Origin of the sequence: Pseudomonas sp. TMW22090 (genome assembly GCF_022496665.1) — a bacterium.
Classification (GTDB): domain Bacteria; phylum Pseudomonadota; class Gammaproteobacteria; order Pseudomonadales; family Pseudomonadaceae; genus Aquipseudomonas; species Aquipseudomonas gregormendelii.
This window is the reverse complement of record NZ_SCFH01000002.1, coordinates 364,231-381,619: the sequence shown is the minus strand read 5'-3', so window position 1 is coordinate 381,619 and position 17,389 is coordinate 364,231. Positions and strand designations below refer to the sequence as shown.

The following is a 17,389-nucleotide window of genomic DNA, read 5'->3' as shown; positions in this document are numbered from 1 at the left end:
CACAGCATGACTAACAAAATCATCCTTGCACTCGAAGCAGAGCAGATGACCAAAGAGATCCCTACCTTTGCCCCGGGCGACACCATTGTCGTTCAGGTGAAAGTGAAGGAAGGCGACCGTTCGCGTCTGCAAGCGTTCGAAGGTGTTGTTATCGCCAAGCGTAACCGCGGCGTAAACAGTGCTTTCACCGTTCGTAAAATCTCCAACGGTGTTGGCGTAGAGCGTACTTTCCAGACCTACAGCCCGCAAATCGACAGCATGGCCGTTAAACGTCGCGGTGACGTACGTAAAGCCAAGCTGTACTACCTGCGTGACCTGTCCGGTAAAGCAGCTCGCATCAAGGAAAAACTGGCTTAAGTCCAGCTTCCGATGCAAAAAAAGCAGCCTGCGGGCTGCTTTTTTGTTGCCTGCGATTTACTGGTGGGCGCGTTAGATGCGGCGATCCGGCTTGGCACGCGAATCGATCGACCAGACAGCGCGTTGACATCAGGTTCTATAAACCCCCAGCAGTCTATGAAAGACTTACCGACAGTTTATCTGTCACCTGAGCTTTTATGCCCGCCATCGAACATCCATTGATAGACCAATTCCTCGACGCGTTGTGGCTGGAGAAAGGCCTGTCGGACAACACGCGCGATGCGTATCGCAGTGACCTGGCCTTGTTCAACGGCTGGCTGCAGGAGAAGGGCCTGGAGTTAATCAACGCCGGCCGCGAGTTGATCCTCGACCACCTGGCCTGGCGCCTGGAGCAAAACTACAAGCCACGGTCCACGGCGCGTTTCCTCTCGGGAGTGCGTGGCTTTTATCGCTATCTGCTGCGGGAAAAGTTGATCGCAGTCGACCCGACCTTGCGTATCGACATGCCGCAACTCGGCAGGCCATTGCCCAAATCCTTGTCAGAGGCCGACGTCGAGGCGCTGCTGAAGGCGCCGGACCTGAGCGAAGCCATCGGCCAGCGCGACCGCGCCATGCTCGAGGTGTTGTATGCCTGTGGCCTGCGGGTAACGGAGCTGATCAGCCTGACCCTGGAGCAGGTCAACCTGCGCCAGGGCGTGCTGCGGGTGATGGGCAAGGGCAGCAAGGAGCGGCTGGTGCCGATGGGGGAGGAGGCGATTGTCTGGGTCGAGCGCTACATGCGCGACGCTCGAAGCGAGTTGCTCGGCGGGCGTCCCAGTGATGTGCTGTTTCCCAGCCTGCGCGGTGAGCAGATGACCCGCCAGACGTTCTGGCATCGCATCAAGCACCAGGCGAAGGTGGCGGGTATCGGCAAGTCGCTGTCGCCGCACACCCTGCGCCACGCGTTTGCTACGCACCTGCTCAACCACGGCGCTGACCTGCGGGTGGTGCAGATGTTGCTCGGCCACAGCGACCTGTCGACCACCCAGATTTACACCCACGTCGCCCGTGCCCGCCTGCAGGACCTGCACGCCAAACATCATCCCAGAGGTTGACGCAAATCCTGTAGGAGCGAGCTTGCTCGCGATGGTCTCAATAGCACCGCGTTGAACGAGAGAGCATGCGTTATCGTTAACGACCATCGCGAGCAAGCTCGCTCCTACAGGGCCCAGCAATGTCTTGCGTCAGGCGCATTCGGCCCCACGAGCCTTATGTGGTAGGCTTTGCCGGTTTGCACGGTGGGCGGTTGTGACCCGGTGCCTTGGCACGGGCGTTCTGATCGTCCCATTTGTCCGCCTTCAGGAGTTCTCATGCGTCTGACCCAGATTTTCGCCGCCGCAGCCATTGCGTTGGTCAGCACCTTTGCCGTCGCCGATGACGCGGCCGACAAAGCCATTCGTAAAAGCCTGGAGAACCTCCAGCTTGAGGTTCCGGTAGAAAGCATCTCCGCCAGCCCCCTGGCAGGCCTGTACGAAGTCAGGTTGCAAGGCAGCCGGGTGCTCTATGCCAGCGCCGATGGCCAGTACGTGGTTCAGGGCTACATGTTCCAGCTCAAGGACGGCAAGCCGGTCAACCTGACCGAGAAAACCGAGCGCCTGGGCGTTTCCAAGCTGGTCAATGCCATTCCGGTCGCTGAAACCGTGGTCTACCCGGCCATTGGCGAAACCAAGTCGCACATCACCGTATTTACCGACACCACCTGCCCGTACTGCCACAAGCTGCACGCCGAAGTGCCTGAGCTGAACAAGCGTGGCATCGAAGTGCGTTATGTCGCGTTCCCGCGCCAGGGCCTGGGCTCGCCGGGCGACGAACAGCTGCAGGCGGTCTGGTGCTCCAAGGACAAGAAAGCGGCCATGGACAAGATGGCCGACGGTAAGGAAATCAAGGCCGCCAAGTGCGAGAACCCGGTTTCCAAGCAATTCGCGCTCGGTCAGTCGATTGGCGTGAACGGTACACCGGCTATCGTTTTGGCTGATGGCCAGGTCATTCCGGGCTACCAGCCTGCGCCACAAGTCGCCAAACTGGCGCTGGGCGCGAAGTAGATTCGCATCGTCACGGTCAGCCTTTGACGATCATGGTCCGGCGGCAGTTGCGCCGGGCCATTAATAGAGAACCGCGAGCATGCGGTTGTTTTCACGGCCGGCCTTGCGTCGGCCGTTTTATGGGGAGTTCACAGTGAAACCGGTCAAAGTAGGCATCTGTGGGTTAGGAACCGTCGGTGGCGGTACCTTCAACGTACTTCAGCGCAACGCCGAGGAAATTGCTCGTCGTGCCGGGCGTGGGATCGAAGTGGCACAAATTGCCATGCGCACGCCAAAGCCTCAGTTCCAAACGACCGGTATTGCGATTACCAACGATGTCTTCGAAGTGGCCACGAACCCTGAGATCGACATCGTCATAGAGCTGATGGGCGGCTATACCGTTGCCCGCGAGCTGGTACTCAAGGCCATCGAGAATGGCAAGCATGTGGTCACCGCGAACAAGGCACTGATTGCCGTTCACGGTAACGAAATCTTCGCCAAGGCACGCGAGAAAGGCGTGATCGTGGCGTTCGAAGCAGCAGTGGCCGGTGGCATCCCGGTGATCAAGGCGATCCGTGAAGGCCTCTCGGCCAACCGCATCAATTGGGTCGCCGGTATCATCAATGGCACTGGCAACTTCATTCTCACGGAAATGCGCGAGAAGGGTCGCACCTTCGAAGACGTGCTCGCCGAGGCGCAGGCACTGGGTTACGCCGAAGCCGATCCGACTTTCGACGTCGAAGGCATCGATGCAGCCCACAAGCTGACGATCCTGGCCTCCATCGCATTCGGCATTCCGCTGCAATTCGACAAGGCCTACACCGAAGGCATCACCAAGCTGACCACCGCTGACGTGAACTACGCCGAAGCGCTGGGCTATCGCATCAAGCACCTGGGTGTCGCCCGCAGCACTGCAGCGGGTATCGAGTTGCGCGTGCACCCGACGCTGATTCCGGCCGATCGCCTGATCGCCAACGTCAATGGTGTGATGAACGCTGTGATGGTCAACGGTGATGCTGCCGGTTCGACTCTGTTCTATGGCGCTGGTGCCGGCATGGAGCCGACTGCCTCGTCGGTGATCGCCGACCTGGTAGACGTGGTTCGCGCCATGACCTCCGACCCGGAGAATCGTGTGCCGCACCTGGCCTTCCAGCCCGACTCGCTGTCGGCCCACCCGATCCTGCCGATCGAAGCTTGCGAAAGTGCCTACTACCTGCGGATTCAAGCCAAGGACCACCCGGGCGTACTGGCCCAGGTGGCGAGCATCCTGTCGGAGCGCGGCATCAACATCGAATCGATCATGCAGAAAGAAGTCGAAGAGCATGACGGCCTGGTGCCGATGATCCTGCTGACTCACCGTGTGCTGGAACAGCACATGAATGATGCCATCGCCGCCCTGGAAGCCCTGGCGGGCGTGGTCGGTCCGGTGGTACGGATCCGCGTCGAGCACCTGAACTAAGCCGTTATCGTTCACCGGGCTCGCGTGCGGGCCCGGGTTTGCGAACACTGTCTATTGGAGCCAGTCATGCGTTATATCAGTACCCGCGGCCAGGCACCGGCCCTGAATTTCGAAGATGTCCTGCTGGCCGGTCTCGCCACCGACGGCGGTCTGTACGTCCCGGAAAACCTGCCACGTTTCACCCAGGAAGAAATCGCGTCCTGGGCCGGCCTGCCGTATCACGAACTGGCTTTCCGGGTGATGCGCCCGTTCGTGACCGGGAGCATTCCCGATGCGGATTTCAAGAAGATCCTGGAAGAAACCTACGGCGTGTTTTCGCACAGCGCCGTCGCGCCGCTGCGTCAGCTGAACGGCAACGAGTGGGTCCTGGAACTGTTCCATGGCCCGACCCTGGCGTTCAAGGACTTTGCCCTGCAGCTGCTCGGGCGTCTGCTCGACTACGTGCTGGAAAAACGCGGGGAGCGCGTGGTGATCGTCGGTGCAACTTCCGGCGACACCGGCTCGGCCGCCATCGAAGGCTGCAAGCACTGCGAAAACGTCGACATCTTCATCTTGCACCCGCACAACCGCGTGTCCGAAGTGCAGCGTCGGCAGATGACCACCATCTTCGGCGAGAACATCCACAACATCGCCATCGAAGGCAACTTCGACGACTGCCAGGAAATGGTCAAGGCCAGCTTCGCTGACCAGAGCTTCCTCAAAGGCACTCGCCTGGTGGCGGTGAATTCGATCAACTGGGCGCGGATCATGGCCCAGATCGTTTACTACTTCCACGCGTCCCTGCAGTTGGGCGGGCCGGCCCGCTCGGTATCGTTCTCGGTGCCTACCGGTAATTTCGGCGACATCTTCGCCGGCTACCTGGCGCGCAACATGGGCCTGCCGATCAACCAGTTGATCGTCGCCACCAACCGCAACGACATCCTGCACCGCTTCATGAGCGGCAACCAGTACGTCAAGGAAACCCTGCACGCCACGCTGTCGCCGTCGATGGACATCATGGTGTCGTCGAACTTCGAACGCCTGCTGTTTGACTTGCACGGTCGTAACGGTGCGGCGATTGCCGGGCTGATGGACAGTTTCAAGCAAGGTGGCGGTTTCAGCGTCGAAGAGGAACGCTGGACCGAAGCGCGCAAGCTGTTCGACTCCCTGGCCGTGGACGACGCGCAAACCTGCGAAACCATTGCCGAAGTCTACGAACAGACTGGCGAGTTGCTCGACCCCCACACCGCGATCGGCGTCAAGGCCGCCCGCGAGTGCCGTCGCAGCCTGGACATCCCGATGGTGATCCTGGGCACCGCGCACCCGGTCAAGTTCCCGGATGCGGTGCTGAAGGCCGGCGTCGGCAAGGCCCTGGAACTGCCAGTGCACCTGACCGACCTGTTCGAGCGCGATGAGCGCTGCACCGTGCTGCCCAATGACCTGAAAGCCGTCCAGGCGTTCGTCAGCCAGCATGGGAATCGCGGTAAACCGCTGTAGGCCCAAAGCCTCGAACTGAAAAGCCCGTCTTCTGACGGGCTTTTTCGTTCATGCAGCGCGCCGCTGTTTTTTTCCTGTCATCTTCGTCATGCATGCTTCAACTACCAGAGGCGTCGACGTCCCTGCGGATACCATTCAGAACTTTCTTCTGAGGCCGATGGTCATTTACAGTAGACCTGCCCCAGGCACTTTGTTTTCGGACTAATGAGTGGTGATCGATTTGGAAAGTATCAGTCTATTGCTCGCAGAGGCGCTGAGCCCGTATCAAGTAACGCTGACCCCATCGGGTCTGCACGGCGAATGCCTGGTGACTCTGAAGAGTTCAACCGGCGCGATCGTGGTCGAACGGGCTTTCAACCAGACTCAGTTGAGCGACAAGCGCTTGCTCACGGACGTGGTCGACGGTTTGCGCCGCGACTTGATGATTGCCGAAGGTCGTCTGGAACCCTGTGTTATCGCGGCGTTGCGCAACGCTGCACAGGACAAGCTGCTCGCCAGTCGAAATTGAATCGCATCTTGCGGGAACCTAATCCCGGGATCGCCAGTCAGAGTATGTAACAGCAGGAACAAGCATTGTGCTCCGGTGCCTGGCGCTTGCTGTTACTGGTCTTTATGTAGGCCACGTTTAACCCCGAGTCGTCTCCCCACTTCTCGGGGTTTCTTTTTGCCTGCGATTTGTCACGGCAGCGCCGGGTGCTCGAAAAATGCTCGAGTGTCCTTCAGGCTGCCGGTGGCCACATTGCCATCGTGGAAGTCGCGCAGCACCCAGATCAGCGTGTCCCTGGCCTGCGCCAGGTTGGGCGAGACCAGCCCGGCCAACAACGCAATAGCCGCCAGGGCCAGGCGGTTGTGCGGTGCGGGTGGCAACAGGCGTTTGAGCTTAAATGGCTCCGTCTTCACGCAGTTTGGTGATCTGGGCCTGGTCGTAGCCAAGGTCGTTGAGTACCTGCGAGTTGTGTTCGCCCAGTTGGGGGCCGACCCATTCTGCGGATCCCGGGGTCTCGGAGAGTTTTGGGACGATCCCGGGCATCTTGAAGTCTTTGCCATCTGGCAGTTTGGCCTGGAGGAACATCTCCCGGGCCAGGTATTGCGGGTCCGCGAACATGTCTTCGGCACTGAAGATTCGGCTGGCCGGTACTTCGGCCTGGTTCAGTTGCTCGATGATGGCGTCCAGGGGCAGTGAGTTGGCCCAGCGGTCGATGACCCCGTAGAGCTCGTCGCGCCGGGTGTCACGCCCGTCGTTGCTGGCCAGGACTGGGTCATTGGCCAGGTCCTCGCGGCCGATGATCAGCATGAAGCGCTTGAAGATCGCATCGCCGTTGGCGCCGATCTGCACGTGCTTGCCGTCGGCGCTGGTGTGGATCGAGGAGGGCGTGATGCCCGGCATGATGTTGCCGGTACGTTCGCGGATGAAGCCGAACACGTCAAACTCCGGCACCATGCTTTCCATCATGGCGAAGATCGCTTCATACAATGCCACGTCCACTACCTGGCCCTGGCCACCGTTGACCTCACGATGACGCAACGCCATCAGCGCGCCGATCACGCCCCAGAGGGCGGCAATCGAGTCACCAATGGAAATGCCGGTGCGCACGGGTGGGCGATCCTCGAAGCCGGTGATGTAGCGCAGACCGCCCATGGACTCGCCAACCGCACCGAACCCTGGCTGATCCTTCATTGGCCCGGTCTGGCCGAATCCCGACAGCCGCACCATCACCAGCTTGGGGTTCAAGGCGTGCAGGACATCCCAGCCCAGGCCAAGCTTTTCCAGGACGCCGGGGCGGAAGTTCTCGATGAGGATGTCTGCTTCGCCGAGCAGCTTTTTCAGGACGGCCAGGCCTTCGGGGTGCTTGAGGTTCAGCGTCAGGGACTTTTTATTGCGCGCCTGGACGAACCACCACAGCGAGGTGCCTTCATAGATTTTGCGCCATTTGCGCAATGGATCACCGCCGTCGGGCGATTCGACCTTGATCACCTCAGCGCCGAACTCGCCGCAAATCCGCGACGCAAAGGGCCCGGCGATCAGGGTGCCCAATTCGATGACTTTCAAGCCTGAGAGCGGTTTGGCGGTGAACGGCATGCTGGATCCTGTAGGACAAAGGCTGGCTGATAGAGCGTTTTAGCATAGCCGGGCGTCAGTCGCCCAAGGTTCATCGCTACAATTCGTTGATTGGTGGTCGCATCGGTTAGACTTGCCGCCTTTCCTCGTATCAAGAAGCCCGTTCATGGCCCAGCCGTCCACGACCTACAAGTTTGAACTGAACCTTACCGACCTCGACCGCAGCGTTTACGAGAGCGTGAAGCAGACCATCGCCCGTCACCCTTCGGAAACTGAAGAGCGCATGACTGTGCGACTGCTGGCCTACGCCTTCTGGTACAACGAGCAGCTGTCTTTCGGTCGCGGTCTGTCGGACGTAGATGAGCCTGCCCTGTGGGAAAAGAGCCTGGACGATCGCGTTCTGCACTGGATCGAAGTCGGCCAGCCAGACGCCGATCGCCTGACCTGGTGTTCGCGTCGCACCGAGCGCACCAGCCTGCTGGCCTACGGCAGCCTGCGGGTCTGGGAAACCAAGGTGATCCCGGCGATCAAGAACCTGAAAAACGTGCACATCGCTGCTGTTCCGCAGGAAGTCCTCGAGACCCTGGCCAAGGACATGCCCCGCGTCATCAAGTGGGACGTGATGATCAGCGAAGGGACAATTTTTGTGACTGACGACCGTGGTCAGCACGAAGTCCAGCTGCAGTGGCTGAGCGGCGAACGCGGCTGATTGGCCTCGGCCTGTCGCGATAATCGGTTTTTTTCCTAAGTATTCAAGAGAAGCACTCGTCACCCCATGCGCATCGAACCTCGCCAGCTGCCCGACATCCTGCCTTTTCTCGGTGATATCCCGCCCCTGTTGACCCGCTTGTACGCGGCACGGGGCGTGCAGTCCGAGGCCGAACTGGACAAGAGCCTGGCGCGGCTGATCCCGTTCCAGCAACTCAAGGGCATCGACGCCGCGGTGGAGTTGCTGGTGACTGCTCTGGAGCAGCGCCAGCGCATCCTGATCGTTGGCGACTTCGATGCCGATGGCGCGACCGCCAGCACCGTAGGCGTGCTGGGGCTGCGCCTGCTGGGCGCCGCCCACGTCGACTATCTGGTGCCCAACCGTTTTGAGTACGGCTACGGCCTGACGCCGGAAATCGTCGAAGTGGCGTTGACCCGGACCCCGCAGTTGCTGATTACTGTGGACAACGGCATCTCCAGCGTTGAAGGCGTTGCGGCGGCAAAAAAGGCCGGGCTGCAGGTGCTGGTCACCGATCACCACTTGCCCGGCGATGAGTTGCCGCTGGCCGATGCCATCGTCAATCCGAATCAGCCAGGTTGCACTTTCCCGAGCAAGGCGCTGGCGGGTGTCGGCGTGATTTTCTACGTGCTGATGGCCCTGCGGGCGCGGTTGCGCGACCTCGGCTGGTATGCGACCAAACCGCAGCCAAACATCGGTGAATTGCTGGACCTGGTGGCGCTGGGCAGCGTCGCCGACGTGGTGCCCCTGGATGCCAATAACCGGATCCTGGTGCATCAGGGTCTTGAGCGGATTCGCGCCGGGCGCGCGCGGCCAGGGGTCAAGGCGATTCTCGAAGTGGCCAAGCGTGACCACGCCCGCATCACCTCCACCGACCTCGGTTTCATCGTCGGCCCGCGCTTGAACGCGGCGGGGCGCCTGGATGACATGAGCCTGGGCATTGAATGCCTGCTGACCGACAGCCAGGCCCTGGCCCGGGAAATGGCAGTGCAGCTCGACGGCATGAACCAGGACCGTAAATCCATCGAGCAGGGCATGCAGCGCGAGGCGCTGGCCCAGCTCAAGGATCTGCCGGTGGAGTCCATGCCGTTCGGTTTGTGCCTGTTCGATCCCGAGTGGCACCAAGGCGTGATCGGCATCCTCGCGTCGCGGATGAAGGAGCGTTACTTCCGTCCGACCATCGCTTTTGCCGATGCCGGTGATGGGCTGCTCAAGGGTTCGGGGCGCTCGGTGCAGGGGTTTCATATCCGGGACGCCTTGAGCGTGGTAGCGGCGCAGCATCCGACACTGATCAGCAAGTATGGTGGCCATGCCATGGCGGCGGGTCTGACCCTGCCCGAGGAAAATTTCCCGTTGTTCGCCGAAGCGTTTGACGCTGAAGTGCGTCGACAACTGCGCGAAGAGGACCTGACTGGCCGCCTGCTGTCGGACGGCACTCTGGCGGTTGAGGAGTTTCACCTGGAGCTGGCCCGGGCCCTGCGTCATGCCGGCCCATGGGGGCAGCATTTCCCCGAGCCGCTTTTTCACGGGGTGTTCCAGCTGGTGGAGCAGCGTGTGGTCGGTGAACGTCACCTCAAGGTGGTGCTCCGGAGCGAGTGCGGCTCGGTGAAACTCGATGGCATTGCCTTCGGGATCGATCGCGACATCTGGCCCAATCCGACCATCAAGTGGGTGGAGCTGGCATACAAGCTCGACCTCAACGAGTTTCGTGGCAATGAGACAGTGCAGTTGATGATTGCCCACATCGAACCGCGTTGAGCCCATCGCGAGCAGGCTCGCTCCCACAGGAATTGTGTCCATCAAGTGACCAGTATGGGCAAGCTGGAACCGGGGTTTGTGAGCTCCACATGTCCAGTGTGGGAGCGAGCCTGCTCGCGATTCGATCTTTCTGACACCCATTACATCTGAACCCTCCCCGATCCCCCGTTGTCGACTAGGCTCTAAGCACTGCTTGATTTTCCTTGTGACGTCTTGTCGAATTTTTTGCCCGCGGGGGCGGGTGCTGCATCTCTTTACTGTCACTCGTCGACTTTCAAACAGAACCCTGGAGCCTGCCCACTGATTTGAGAGGTGCCCCATGAGTCTGCTGCTTGAACCCTACACGCTGCGCCAGCTAACCCTGCTCAACCGCATCGCGGTATCACCCATGTGCCAATATTCGAGCGTCGATGGCCTGGCCAATGACTGGCATCTGGTTCACCTTGGCAGCCGCGCGGTGGGTGGCGCTGGCCTGATTTTTACCGAAGCCACGGCCATCACCGCCGACGGCCGTATCACCGCCGAAGACCTCGGCCTGTGGAATGACGAACAGATCGAGCCCTTGCAACGCATTACCCGCTTTATCGCCGCCCAGGGCGCGGTGGCGGGTATTCAGCTGGCGCACGCCGGGCGCAAGGCCAGCACTTATCGGCCGTGGCTGGGCAAGCACGGCAGCGTAAAACCGGACGACGGCGGCTGGGTGCCCGTTGGGCCTTCGCCAATCGCCTTCGACCCGCAACACACCCAGCCCACGCAGCTGGATGAGGGGGCCATCGCCGACATCATCCAGGCTTTTGTCGACTCGGCAAAACGCGCCCTGGTGGCCGGTTTCAAAGTGGTGGAGGTACACGCTGCCCATGGTTACCTGCTGCATCAATTCCTGTCGCCGTTGAGTAACCAACGTCGGGATCAATATGGCGGGTCGTTCGAGAATCGCATTCGCCTGGTGCTTCAGGTGACTGAAGCGGTAAGGGCGGTGTGGCCGCAAGAGCTCCCGCTGTTTGTGCGAGTGTCGGCCACCGACTGGGTGGAAGACGGCTGGAACCCGGATGAGACCGTCGAGCTGGCGCGCCGCCTGCAGGCTCTGGGGGTGGACCTGATTGACGTGTCTTCGGGAGGGACCGCGGTCAACGCGGAAATCCCGACCGGCCCGGGTTACCAGACCCGCTTCGCCGAGCGGGTGCGCAAGGAGTCAGGCATCGCGACCGGTACGGTAGGAATGATTACCGAACCTGCGCAAGCCGAGCACATCCTGCGCACGTGCCAGGCGGATATCATTTTCCTGGCGCGGGAGTTGTTGCGAGATCCGTATTGGCCGCTGCATGCCGATGATGACCTGGGAGGTCGCAAGGCCGTCTGGCCCGCGCAATATCAGCGGGCGACGCATCGGGATCAGCCGATTCATGAGTCGGATTTGCGCGACTGAATGAGGCTGTAAAAACAAAAAGCCCCGGCCGGTTGGGTCGGGGCTTTTTAACGTCTTTTGATTTTTGCTACATCAGGTGTACTTGCGCTTGTCCGGCGCCGGCGGGAAGTACTGATACAACCAGGTCTCGCTCAAGGTGCGGTCGTTGGTGCGGATGAACAACCGCAGCTCCACCGGCTCCACGCTGTCGTTGGTCGGGTACCAGTCGAAGAGAATGCGGAAACCCTTGATGTCATCCAGCACCAGCACGCTGAAGTCCTTCACCTCGCCATTCGAACATGTCACCACCGGCTCGATACCGGTGCCCTCCGGCAGGCGATCCAGACCGCCGCCATTGAAGTCCACGGCAAACCGTCGCGCCCAGACTTGCGGGTAATGCTCGCCCGGCGCCCAGCCCTCGGTGAAGCCGCCCATGCCCGAGCGGGTCGCATTGACTCGCGCCAGTGGCGTGCCCACCGGTGGCAAGGCGCTCCAGTAGAGCTTGTAGCCGTAGTTCAGCGAGTCCCCGGCGGCCACAGGTTTCTTCGGCGTCCAGAACGCGACAATGTTGTCCAGAGTCTCGCCGGTCGTAGGAATTTCCAGCAAATCAATAGAGCCTTCGCCCCATGAGGTTGTAGGTTCTACCCACAGGCTTGGACGCTTGCTGTACCAGTCGACAGTGTCCTGGTAACTGGCGAACTCGTGATCGGTCTGCACCAGGCCGAAGCCCTTGGGGTCGGTGTCGGCAAACGCATTGAATTGCAGGGTCGCCGGGTTGTTCAGTGGCCGGCAGATCCACTCGCCGTTGCCGCGCCACATGGACAGTCGATCGGAGTCGTGAATCTGCGGATGAATGGTGTCGCACATGCGCCGCTCATGGGTGCCGCAGCTGAACATGCTGGTCATCGGCGCAATGCCCAGTTGTTCTATAGCGGTGCGGGCGTTGATGTAAGCGTCCACGGCCATGACCACCTGAGTAGCCTGGCAGTCGATATCGAACCGATAGGCACCGGTGGCGCTCGGCGAGTCCAGCAGGGCGTAGACCACAAAACGGGTGCTGTTCTTGTCCGGGGTCTCGAACCAGAACTTGGTGAAATCGGGGAATTCCTCACGCTTTTTGGCGTAGGTGTCGATCGCCAGGCCGCGCGCCGACAAGCCGTACTGGCCAGTCGCATCGACTGCACGGAAATAACTGGCGCCCAGGAATGACAACACGTCGTGCCGATCCAGCTCGGGTGCCTTGAACAACTTGAATCCGGAGAAACCCAGGTCGCCCTTGAGCTGCTGGGTATCGACCGTGGTTTTCTCGTAATTGAACAGGGAAGGGCGGAAATGCACTTCACGGGCCAGACGCGTCTTGGGATCGACGCTGTACATGCGCACGGGCTGCTTGAACCCCATGCCGACGTGGAAGAACTGCACGTCGAGCTGACCGTTGAGGTCATTCCACAGTGAGTGATCAGCGTCGTAACGAATTGCATTGAAATTTTGCGGCGTCATGGTCGCCAGGGTCGGCGGCAGCACTTGCTTGATGTCCTGGTAGCGATTGCCGGCAAGTTGCTTGGCCTGGATCTTCAGTGCTTCGAAGTCGAACGCCTGGGCATCGCCATCGGCTGTGCCATTAGCGGCCCAAGCCCGGGATGCCAGCAGTCCGGTAGCGGACAAGCCGGTGTAGGCCGCAATGGCCATGGACGCTTTGAGCAAATTCCTGCGGTGCATAAGTAAACCTGTCGTGAACAATCCCGCGCCGTTCCTGGCACGTGCTGGATCAAAAATGGGGTTCGGACATGCCTTCGGCCAAACGCAACGGACTCTAAACAGATGCCATTTAGCTTAAACCGTTCGGTAGCGGAGCAAAATTGATTGATGGCATTAGGACAGTTCGGCAATGAAACAAAAAATGTCGGTTAACTTTTCTGACAGACCGTTCTGAATTTGAGGGCATTTCTGCTGTTTTCGACTAATTACTCTAAAAACTGCTTTTCAGCGCTGATTAACTTTCTATTCTATGGGCATGACCGGTTTCTGCCCTTCAGGCCGGTGGCTGCACAATTGATAGGGGCGATGGGTATTTTGGTTTTCTCTGACATATGGAAGGACATCGTCCATGGCGAAAGTACAAGGCATTACCGAAATGTTAGGAATCTTTCCTTGCTTCAATGTCAGTCGTCGAAGGCGTCGATTGAGTTCGGATGAAATGAAATTGGTGGAGCAATACCGCGACCTGTCGGAAAGCGACCGGATCGCCATGCGTTACCTCGTGGATGCGATGCGAACCGTGTCGCGGTTTTGATGAGGATGGGATCGGCCGCGACGGGAGTTGCGGCCGAATCTTTTCCGACTATCCGACTTCCCCCACCGCTCGATACGCCTCATCAATCGCCGCATGCGCATAAGCGCTCCACGCCGCGTCCGAGTTGGCGATGCTGACTCGACCCACGGGCTGACGCGCCAGGTTCATCAGTTTTTCGCTTTCATCCGCATCGTCGTACAGGCTGTTGGAGAAATAGGCGTAGCCGTGCGACCAGCGATTGACCGTGATCGCCAGGATGTCGGTCTGGTGGTTGAAACCGCCAGGGCCGAGCATGCGTTGCAGTTGATCGCGCAGTTGCGCTTCGAGTTGTTCGAACGACTGGCCGTACAGCCGACCACGGCCGGCGCGAGCCTGGTCGCGGGCGTTCATGCCGCTGTTGGGGCTGGTGGGGACGTAGACCATGTGCAGGCCGATGGGTTGTTTCGGGTCGCGAGGATGGTCGTAGCCACCCATGCTGACCGGGTAATCGAGCTTGATGCGGCTGTAGGGTTGGGTCGCGGCATAGATTTCGTGCACGCCCAGCTTCTGGAACGACTCCCAGTTGCGGATCACGACTTTGGTGTAGACCAGCGGGAACTTCACATTCTGGCTCAGCGCGTGCGACTGCTCGGCTGACAGGTCCCGCAACAGGTACGGGATGACCATGTTGTAGCAGGCCATGATGCAGTGTTTGCCGCGCACCTGGTTGAGTTGACCGCCACGGCTGTAGCCGACGTTCACGCCATTGCCGACGTTGCGTACGCTGACCGCCGTACTGTTGAGGCGGATGCGCACGGCGGCCTTGGGCTGATCGAGCCTGGCGTAGTCGAATGGGGCGAGGACCACATCGTCCATCGTGTGTCCCGGTGCGACGGACGGGATCAGGCTGCGCACCAGCAGGCGGGCAAGCGATGCGTTGCCGTCGGGGAAGTGGTAGATGTAGGGCTCTTCCATTTCCGCCCGGGCTTCTTCGCTGATGGGTTCCAGATTCATCGCGCTAAAGCCTGGGAAACCGACCGAGTAGGCGTCGGAAGCGGCGACGGCGTCGATGCTCAGCGCCATGAAATCATTGGTGCGACTCTGGAAGTACTTCACCGCCTGGGCTGACAGTCCTACGTCCTTGAGCAGGAAATCCTGGTAGCTGGTGGCTTCCAGGTGCGCGTTTTTTTCCTCGGTGGTCTTGCCGGCCAGATAATCCTTGGGCGTCATGTGCAGCGCAATCAGCGCCTGGCGATCGGCTGGCGGCAGCGGGAAGTCGTTGATGAAGTCGGTGATGGAACGGGCGTGGAGCTGATCGGGGGCAATGTCGTCAGCCACCATCGGTGTCGGGTCGCCGCTGACCAGTTTGTCTTCGCCGAAGTTTTCCTTGTCGAAGAACACCGCGCGGGACAAGCCCAGGTCGGGATAGAACTGGCGGTCGAAGGCGGTCTCGAAGCGCTTGATGTCGACACCCAGTTTTTTCAGCAGGCCGTTCACCTCCTTGCTGTACAAATGATTGGGCGACTGGAAGGCTTCGCTGCCGCCGTAGCCGATGATGGTACGACCGCCGGCCGAGAACTCGTTGCGCTTGGCGTGACCGCCAAAGTCATCGTGGTTTTCCAGAATCAGGATGCGTGCTTTTGGATGTTTCTCACGGTAAAACCAGGCTGCGGACAGACCGCTGAGGCCTCCTCCGACAACCACAAGGTCATAGTCCTCGGTGATGGGCAGCTTGTCGGTGTCGAAGACCTTTTTCTCCCAGCCCATCTGGTGGGCAATTTCGAAGGAGCCAACGTGGCTGCCGCGCAGGCCGGTGAGGGCAGGCGGGTAATAGCGTCCATCGGGGGCAGCCTGAAGAATCTGCAGTGGCGTCATGCCGGCAGCGATAGTGACTGCAACGCCGTTGAGGAAGTCGCGGCGGGTGATGTCCATGTTCAATCCTTGTGGGTTTTCATAAATCACCCCGGCACCCGCTCAGGTGCCGGGGCGAGGGCCGTTACCGGCTGATTTTCCAGGCATCGCCCGCAGGCGCGGTGCCGTGGTCGTAAGGTTTGGCGAGCCACATGTACAGCAGGCCCAGGCCAATGACGATGGCGGTGCTCAATACCATGGCGTAGTTGACGTACCAAGCCGCATCCGGGGTGCGTGGCCAGGCCATGTTGATGATAGCGGCGACACCATAGACCAGCGCGCCGATATTGATCGCCCAGCCCCATGCGCCCAGGGTGAACTTGCCGCTCGGCTTCCAGCCCTTGATGCGTGCATACAGCGCTGCCAGCACAATCATCTGGAAGGCGAGGTAAATACCGATTGCCGCGAAGCTGACGATCGTTGCGACCGCATCCTGCAGGAAGAAGCCCAGCACTATGATGAGTGCGGGCAGAACGCCGGACACGAACAGCGCAGCAACCGGCACCTGGGTTGTAGGAGAAATCTTCTTCAGCAGCGAACTGCCGATGACCATTTCATCTCGCGCGTAGGAGTACAGCAGGCGACTCGCCGCCGCTTGCAGGCTGATGACGCAGGAGATGAAGGAAACCATCACCACGGCCATGACCACTTTAGAGCCCACCGGGCCGAATGCGTTGTTGAGGATGGTGGTGACCGGGTCCTTGTCGGTGCCATTGATGACCGCTTGCATGTCAGGCACGGCGAGGATCAGTGCCAGGCAGGCAAACATTGCCGCGATGCCACCGATGTAGATGGTCATGCGCATGGCCACCGGGATCTGCTTGCTCGGGTTTGGGGTTTCTTCGGCGACATCGCCGCAGGCCTCGAAGCCGTAGTACAGGAACATACCCGCCAGCGAGGCGGTGAGGAAGGCGGGCAGGTAGGAGCCGTTGATGCTGATGTCGAAGGTGTTGAACAGCACGCTCAGCGGTTGATGGCGCTCGAACACCAGCAGGTACACACCCACGATCACCGCGCCTGCCAGCTCGCACAGGAAGCCGAACATGGCGATGCGCGCCAGCACTTTGGTGCCGCTGAGGTTGACCAGGGTGGCGAACAGCGTCAACACCAGCGCGATGATGATGTTGGTGTTGTTGCTGGGTTCGAAACCGAGCATCGCCGCCAGGTACGGGCCGGAGCCGACGGCCACTGCCGCGATGGTTACGCACAGCGCGATGGAGTAGATCCAGCCGACCATCCACGCCCAGCGCTTGCCCACCAGGCGACGCGCCCATGGGTAGACGCCGCCGGAAATGGGGAACTGCGAGACCACTTCACCAAAGATCAGGCACACCAGCAACTGGCCGCAACCGACCAGCAAATAGGCCCAGAACATCGGTGGTCCGCCGGCGGCCAGGCACAGGCCGAACAAGGTATAAACCCCGACGACCGGTGATAGATAAGTGAAGCCCAGGGCGAAGTTTTCCCACAGGCTCATGCTGCGGTTGAAGTTGGAGGTATAACCCAGCTTGCGTAGCTGCTCGGCATCGCTGTCGGCGGCTGTGGGGAGATCGGTTGATGCACTCATGGTCTGTCAGCTCCGGAAAATCGGCAGATTTCGGATGTCCGATGCCGTGGCGTGGCTGTGACAGCGCGCCCGGTTCGGTGGTTTTTGTTTTGACTTCCTTGGGGTGGTGCCTGGTGGTGCGTATTGCCGGTTTCTGCCTTGAAACCGAGGTGACGCCATCGCTGGCAAGCCAGCTCCCACATGATTTGTGGTTGACCGCAGAGTTGGGTACGTCCCCAACCCTTGTGAGAGCTGGCTTGCCAGTTCTCACAGGATTTGTGGTTGACCACAGAGTTGGGTAAGTCCCAACCCTTGTCGGAGCTGGCAAGCCAGCTCCCACAGGATTTGTGGTTGACCAC

15 protein-coding genes are annotated in these 17,389 nt (G+C 60.2%); 10 read left to right on the top strand and 5 right to left on the bottom strand.

The annotated features are described in order from the left end of the window. Positions 1 to 6: 6 nt before the first annotated feature. The 6 genes from rplS (at position 7) to EQV97_RS07785 (ending at position 5,860) form a co-directional block, all read left to right on the top strand. Positions 7 to 357 carry a 50S ribosomal protein L19 gene (gene rplS / locus EQV97_RS07810; RefSeq protein ID WP_003175895.1) on the top strand — a complete coding sequence of 117 codons (351 nt, stop codon included), beginning with the start codon at positions 7 to 9 and terminating at the stop codon, positions 355 to 357. Between the two features lie 197 nt (positions 358 to 554). Then, a complete protein-coding gene (gene xerD / locus EQV97_RS07805; protein ID WP_122837640.1) occupies positions 555 to 1,451 on the top strand; it encodes a site-specific tyrosine recombinase XerD in 897 nt (298 codons plus the stop codon). A 255-nt stretch (positions 1,452 to 1,706) separates the two neighbouring features. Beyond that, complete coding sequence (gene dsbC, locus EQV97_RS07800) at positions 1,707 to 2,438, top strand: bifunctional protein-disulfide isomerase/oxidoreductase DsbC (RefSeq protein WP_122837641.1); 732 nt, start codon at positions 1,707 to 1,709, stop codon at positions 2,436 to 2,438. A 133-nt stretch (positions 2,439 to 2,571) separates the two neighbouring features. Next, positions 2,572 to 3,876 (top strand): homoserine dehydrogenase, encoded by a 1,305-nt coding sequence (locus tag EQV97_RS07795; protein ID WP_092281511.1) that lies wholly within the window; start codon positions 2,572 to 2,574, stop codon positions 3,874 to 3,876. A gap of 66 nt (positions 3,877 to 3,942) precedes the next feature. Continuing rightward, complete coding sequence (thrC, locus tag EQV97_RS07790) at positions 3,943 to 5,352, top strand: threonine synthase (protein WP_122837642.1); 1,410 nt, start codon at positions 3,943 to 3,945, stop codon at positions 5,350 to 5,352. A 220-nt stretch (positions 5,353 to 5,572) separates the two neighbouring features. After that, positions 5,573 to 5,860: a DUF3509 domain-containing protein gene (locus tag EQV97_RS07785; RefSeq protein WP_122838606.1), complete on the top strand. Its 288-nt coding sequence runs from the start codon at positions 5,573 to 5,575 to the stop codon at positions 5,858 to 5,860. 170 nt (positions 5,861 to 6,030) lie between these two features. Here the strand turns inward: EQV97_RS07785 and EQV97_RS07780 are convergent, their stop codons facing one another. Beyond that, positions 6,031 to 6,252, bottom strand: coding sequence for a hypothetical protein (locus tag EQV97_RS07780; protein WP_122837643.1), 222 nt, complete (start codon positions 6,250 to 6,252; stop codon positions 6,031 to 6,033). Beyond that, complete coding sequence (locus tag EQV97_RS07775; RefSeq protein ID WP_122837644.1) at positions 6,233 to 7,432, bottom strand: CaiB/BaiF CoA-transferase family protein; 1,200 nt, start codon at positions 7,430 to 7,432, stop codon at positions 6,233 to 6,235. Before EQV97_RS07775 ends, EQV97_RS07780 begins: the two co-directional genes overlap by 20 nt. Positions 7,433 to 7,577: 145 nt before the next feature. Here EQV97_RS07775 and EQV97_RS07770 point away from each other — a divergent pair, with 145 nt between their 5' ends. The 3 genes from EQV97_RS07770 (at position 7,578) to EQV97_RS07760 (ending at position 11,322) form a co-directional block, all read left to right on the top strand. After that, positions 7,578 to 8,120 (top strand): YaeQ family protein, encoded by a 543-nt coding sequence (locus EQV97_RS07770; RefSeq protein WP_007897614.1) that lies wholly within the window; start codon positions 7,578 to 7,580, stop codon positions 8,118 to 8,120. Positions 8,121 to 8,186: 66 nt separating this feature from the next. Next, positions 8,187 to 9,896: a single-stranded-DNA-specific exonuclease RecJ gene (gene recJ, locus EQV97_RS07765; protein ID WP_122837645.1), complete on the top strand. Its 1,710-nt coding sequence runs from the start codon at positions 8,187 to 8,189 to the stop codon at positions 9,894 to 9,896. A 319-nt stretch (positions 9,897 to 10,215) separates the two neighbouring features. Then, positions 10,216 to 11,322: an NADH:flavin oxidoreductase/NADH oxidase gene (locus EQV97_RS07760; RefSeq protein ID WP_122837646.1), complete on the top strand. Its 1,107-nt coding sequence runs from the start codon at positions 10,216 to 10,218 to the stop codon at positions 11,320 to 11,322. Between the two features lie 72 nt (positions 11,323 to 11,394). Here the strand turns inward: EQV97_RS07760 and EQV97_RS07755 are convergent, their stop codons facing one another. After that, a complete protein-coding gene (locus EQV97_RS07755; RefSeq protein WP_240888780.1) occupies positions 11,395 to 13,020 on the bottom strand; it encodes a glucan biosynthesis protein D in 1,626 nt (541 codons plus the stop codon). A gap of 388 nt (positions 13,021 to 13,408) precedes the next feature. Here EQV97_RS07755 and EQV97_RS07750 point away from each other — a divergent pair, with 388 nt between their 5' ends. Continuing rightward, positions 13,409 to 13,594: a hypothetical protein gene (locus EQV97_RS07750; protein ID WP_045061012.1), complete on the top strand. Its 186-nt coding sequence runs from the start codon at positions 13,409 to 13,411 to the stop codon at positions 13,592 to 13,594. 48 nt (positions 13,595 to 13,642) lie between these two features. Here the strand turns inward: EQV97_RS07750 and EQV97_RS07745 are convergent, their stop codons facing one another. After that, entirely contained in the window at positions 13,643 to 15,505 is a 1,863-nt protein-coding gene (locus tag EQV97_RS07745) for an NAD(P)/FAD-dependent oxidoreductase (RefSeq protein ID WP_225570622.1), read from the bottom strand. 64 nt (positions 15,506 to 15,569) lie between these two features. Then, on the bottom strand, positions 15,570 to 17,051 hold the full coding sequence (locus EQV97_RS07740; protein WP_122837649.1) for an amino acid permease: 1,482 nt from the start codon (positions 17,049 to 17,051) through the stop codon (positions 15,570 to 15,572). Positions 17,052 to 17,389: the final 338 nt, after the last annotated feature.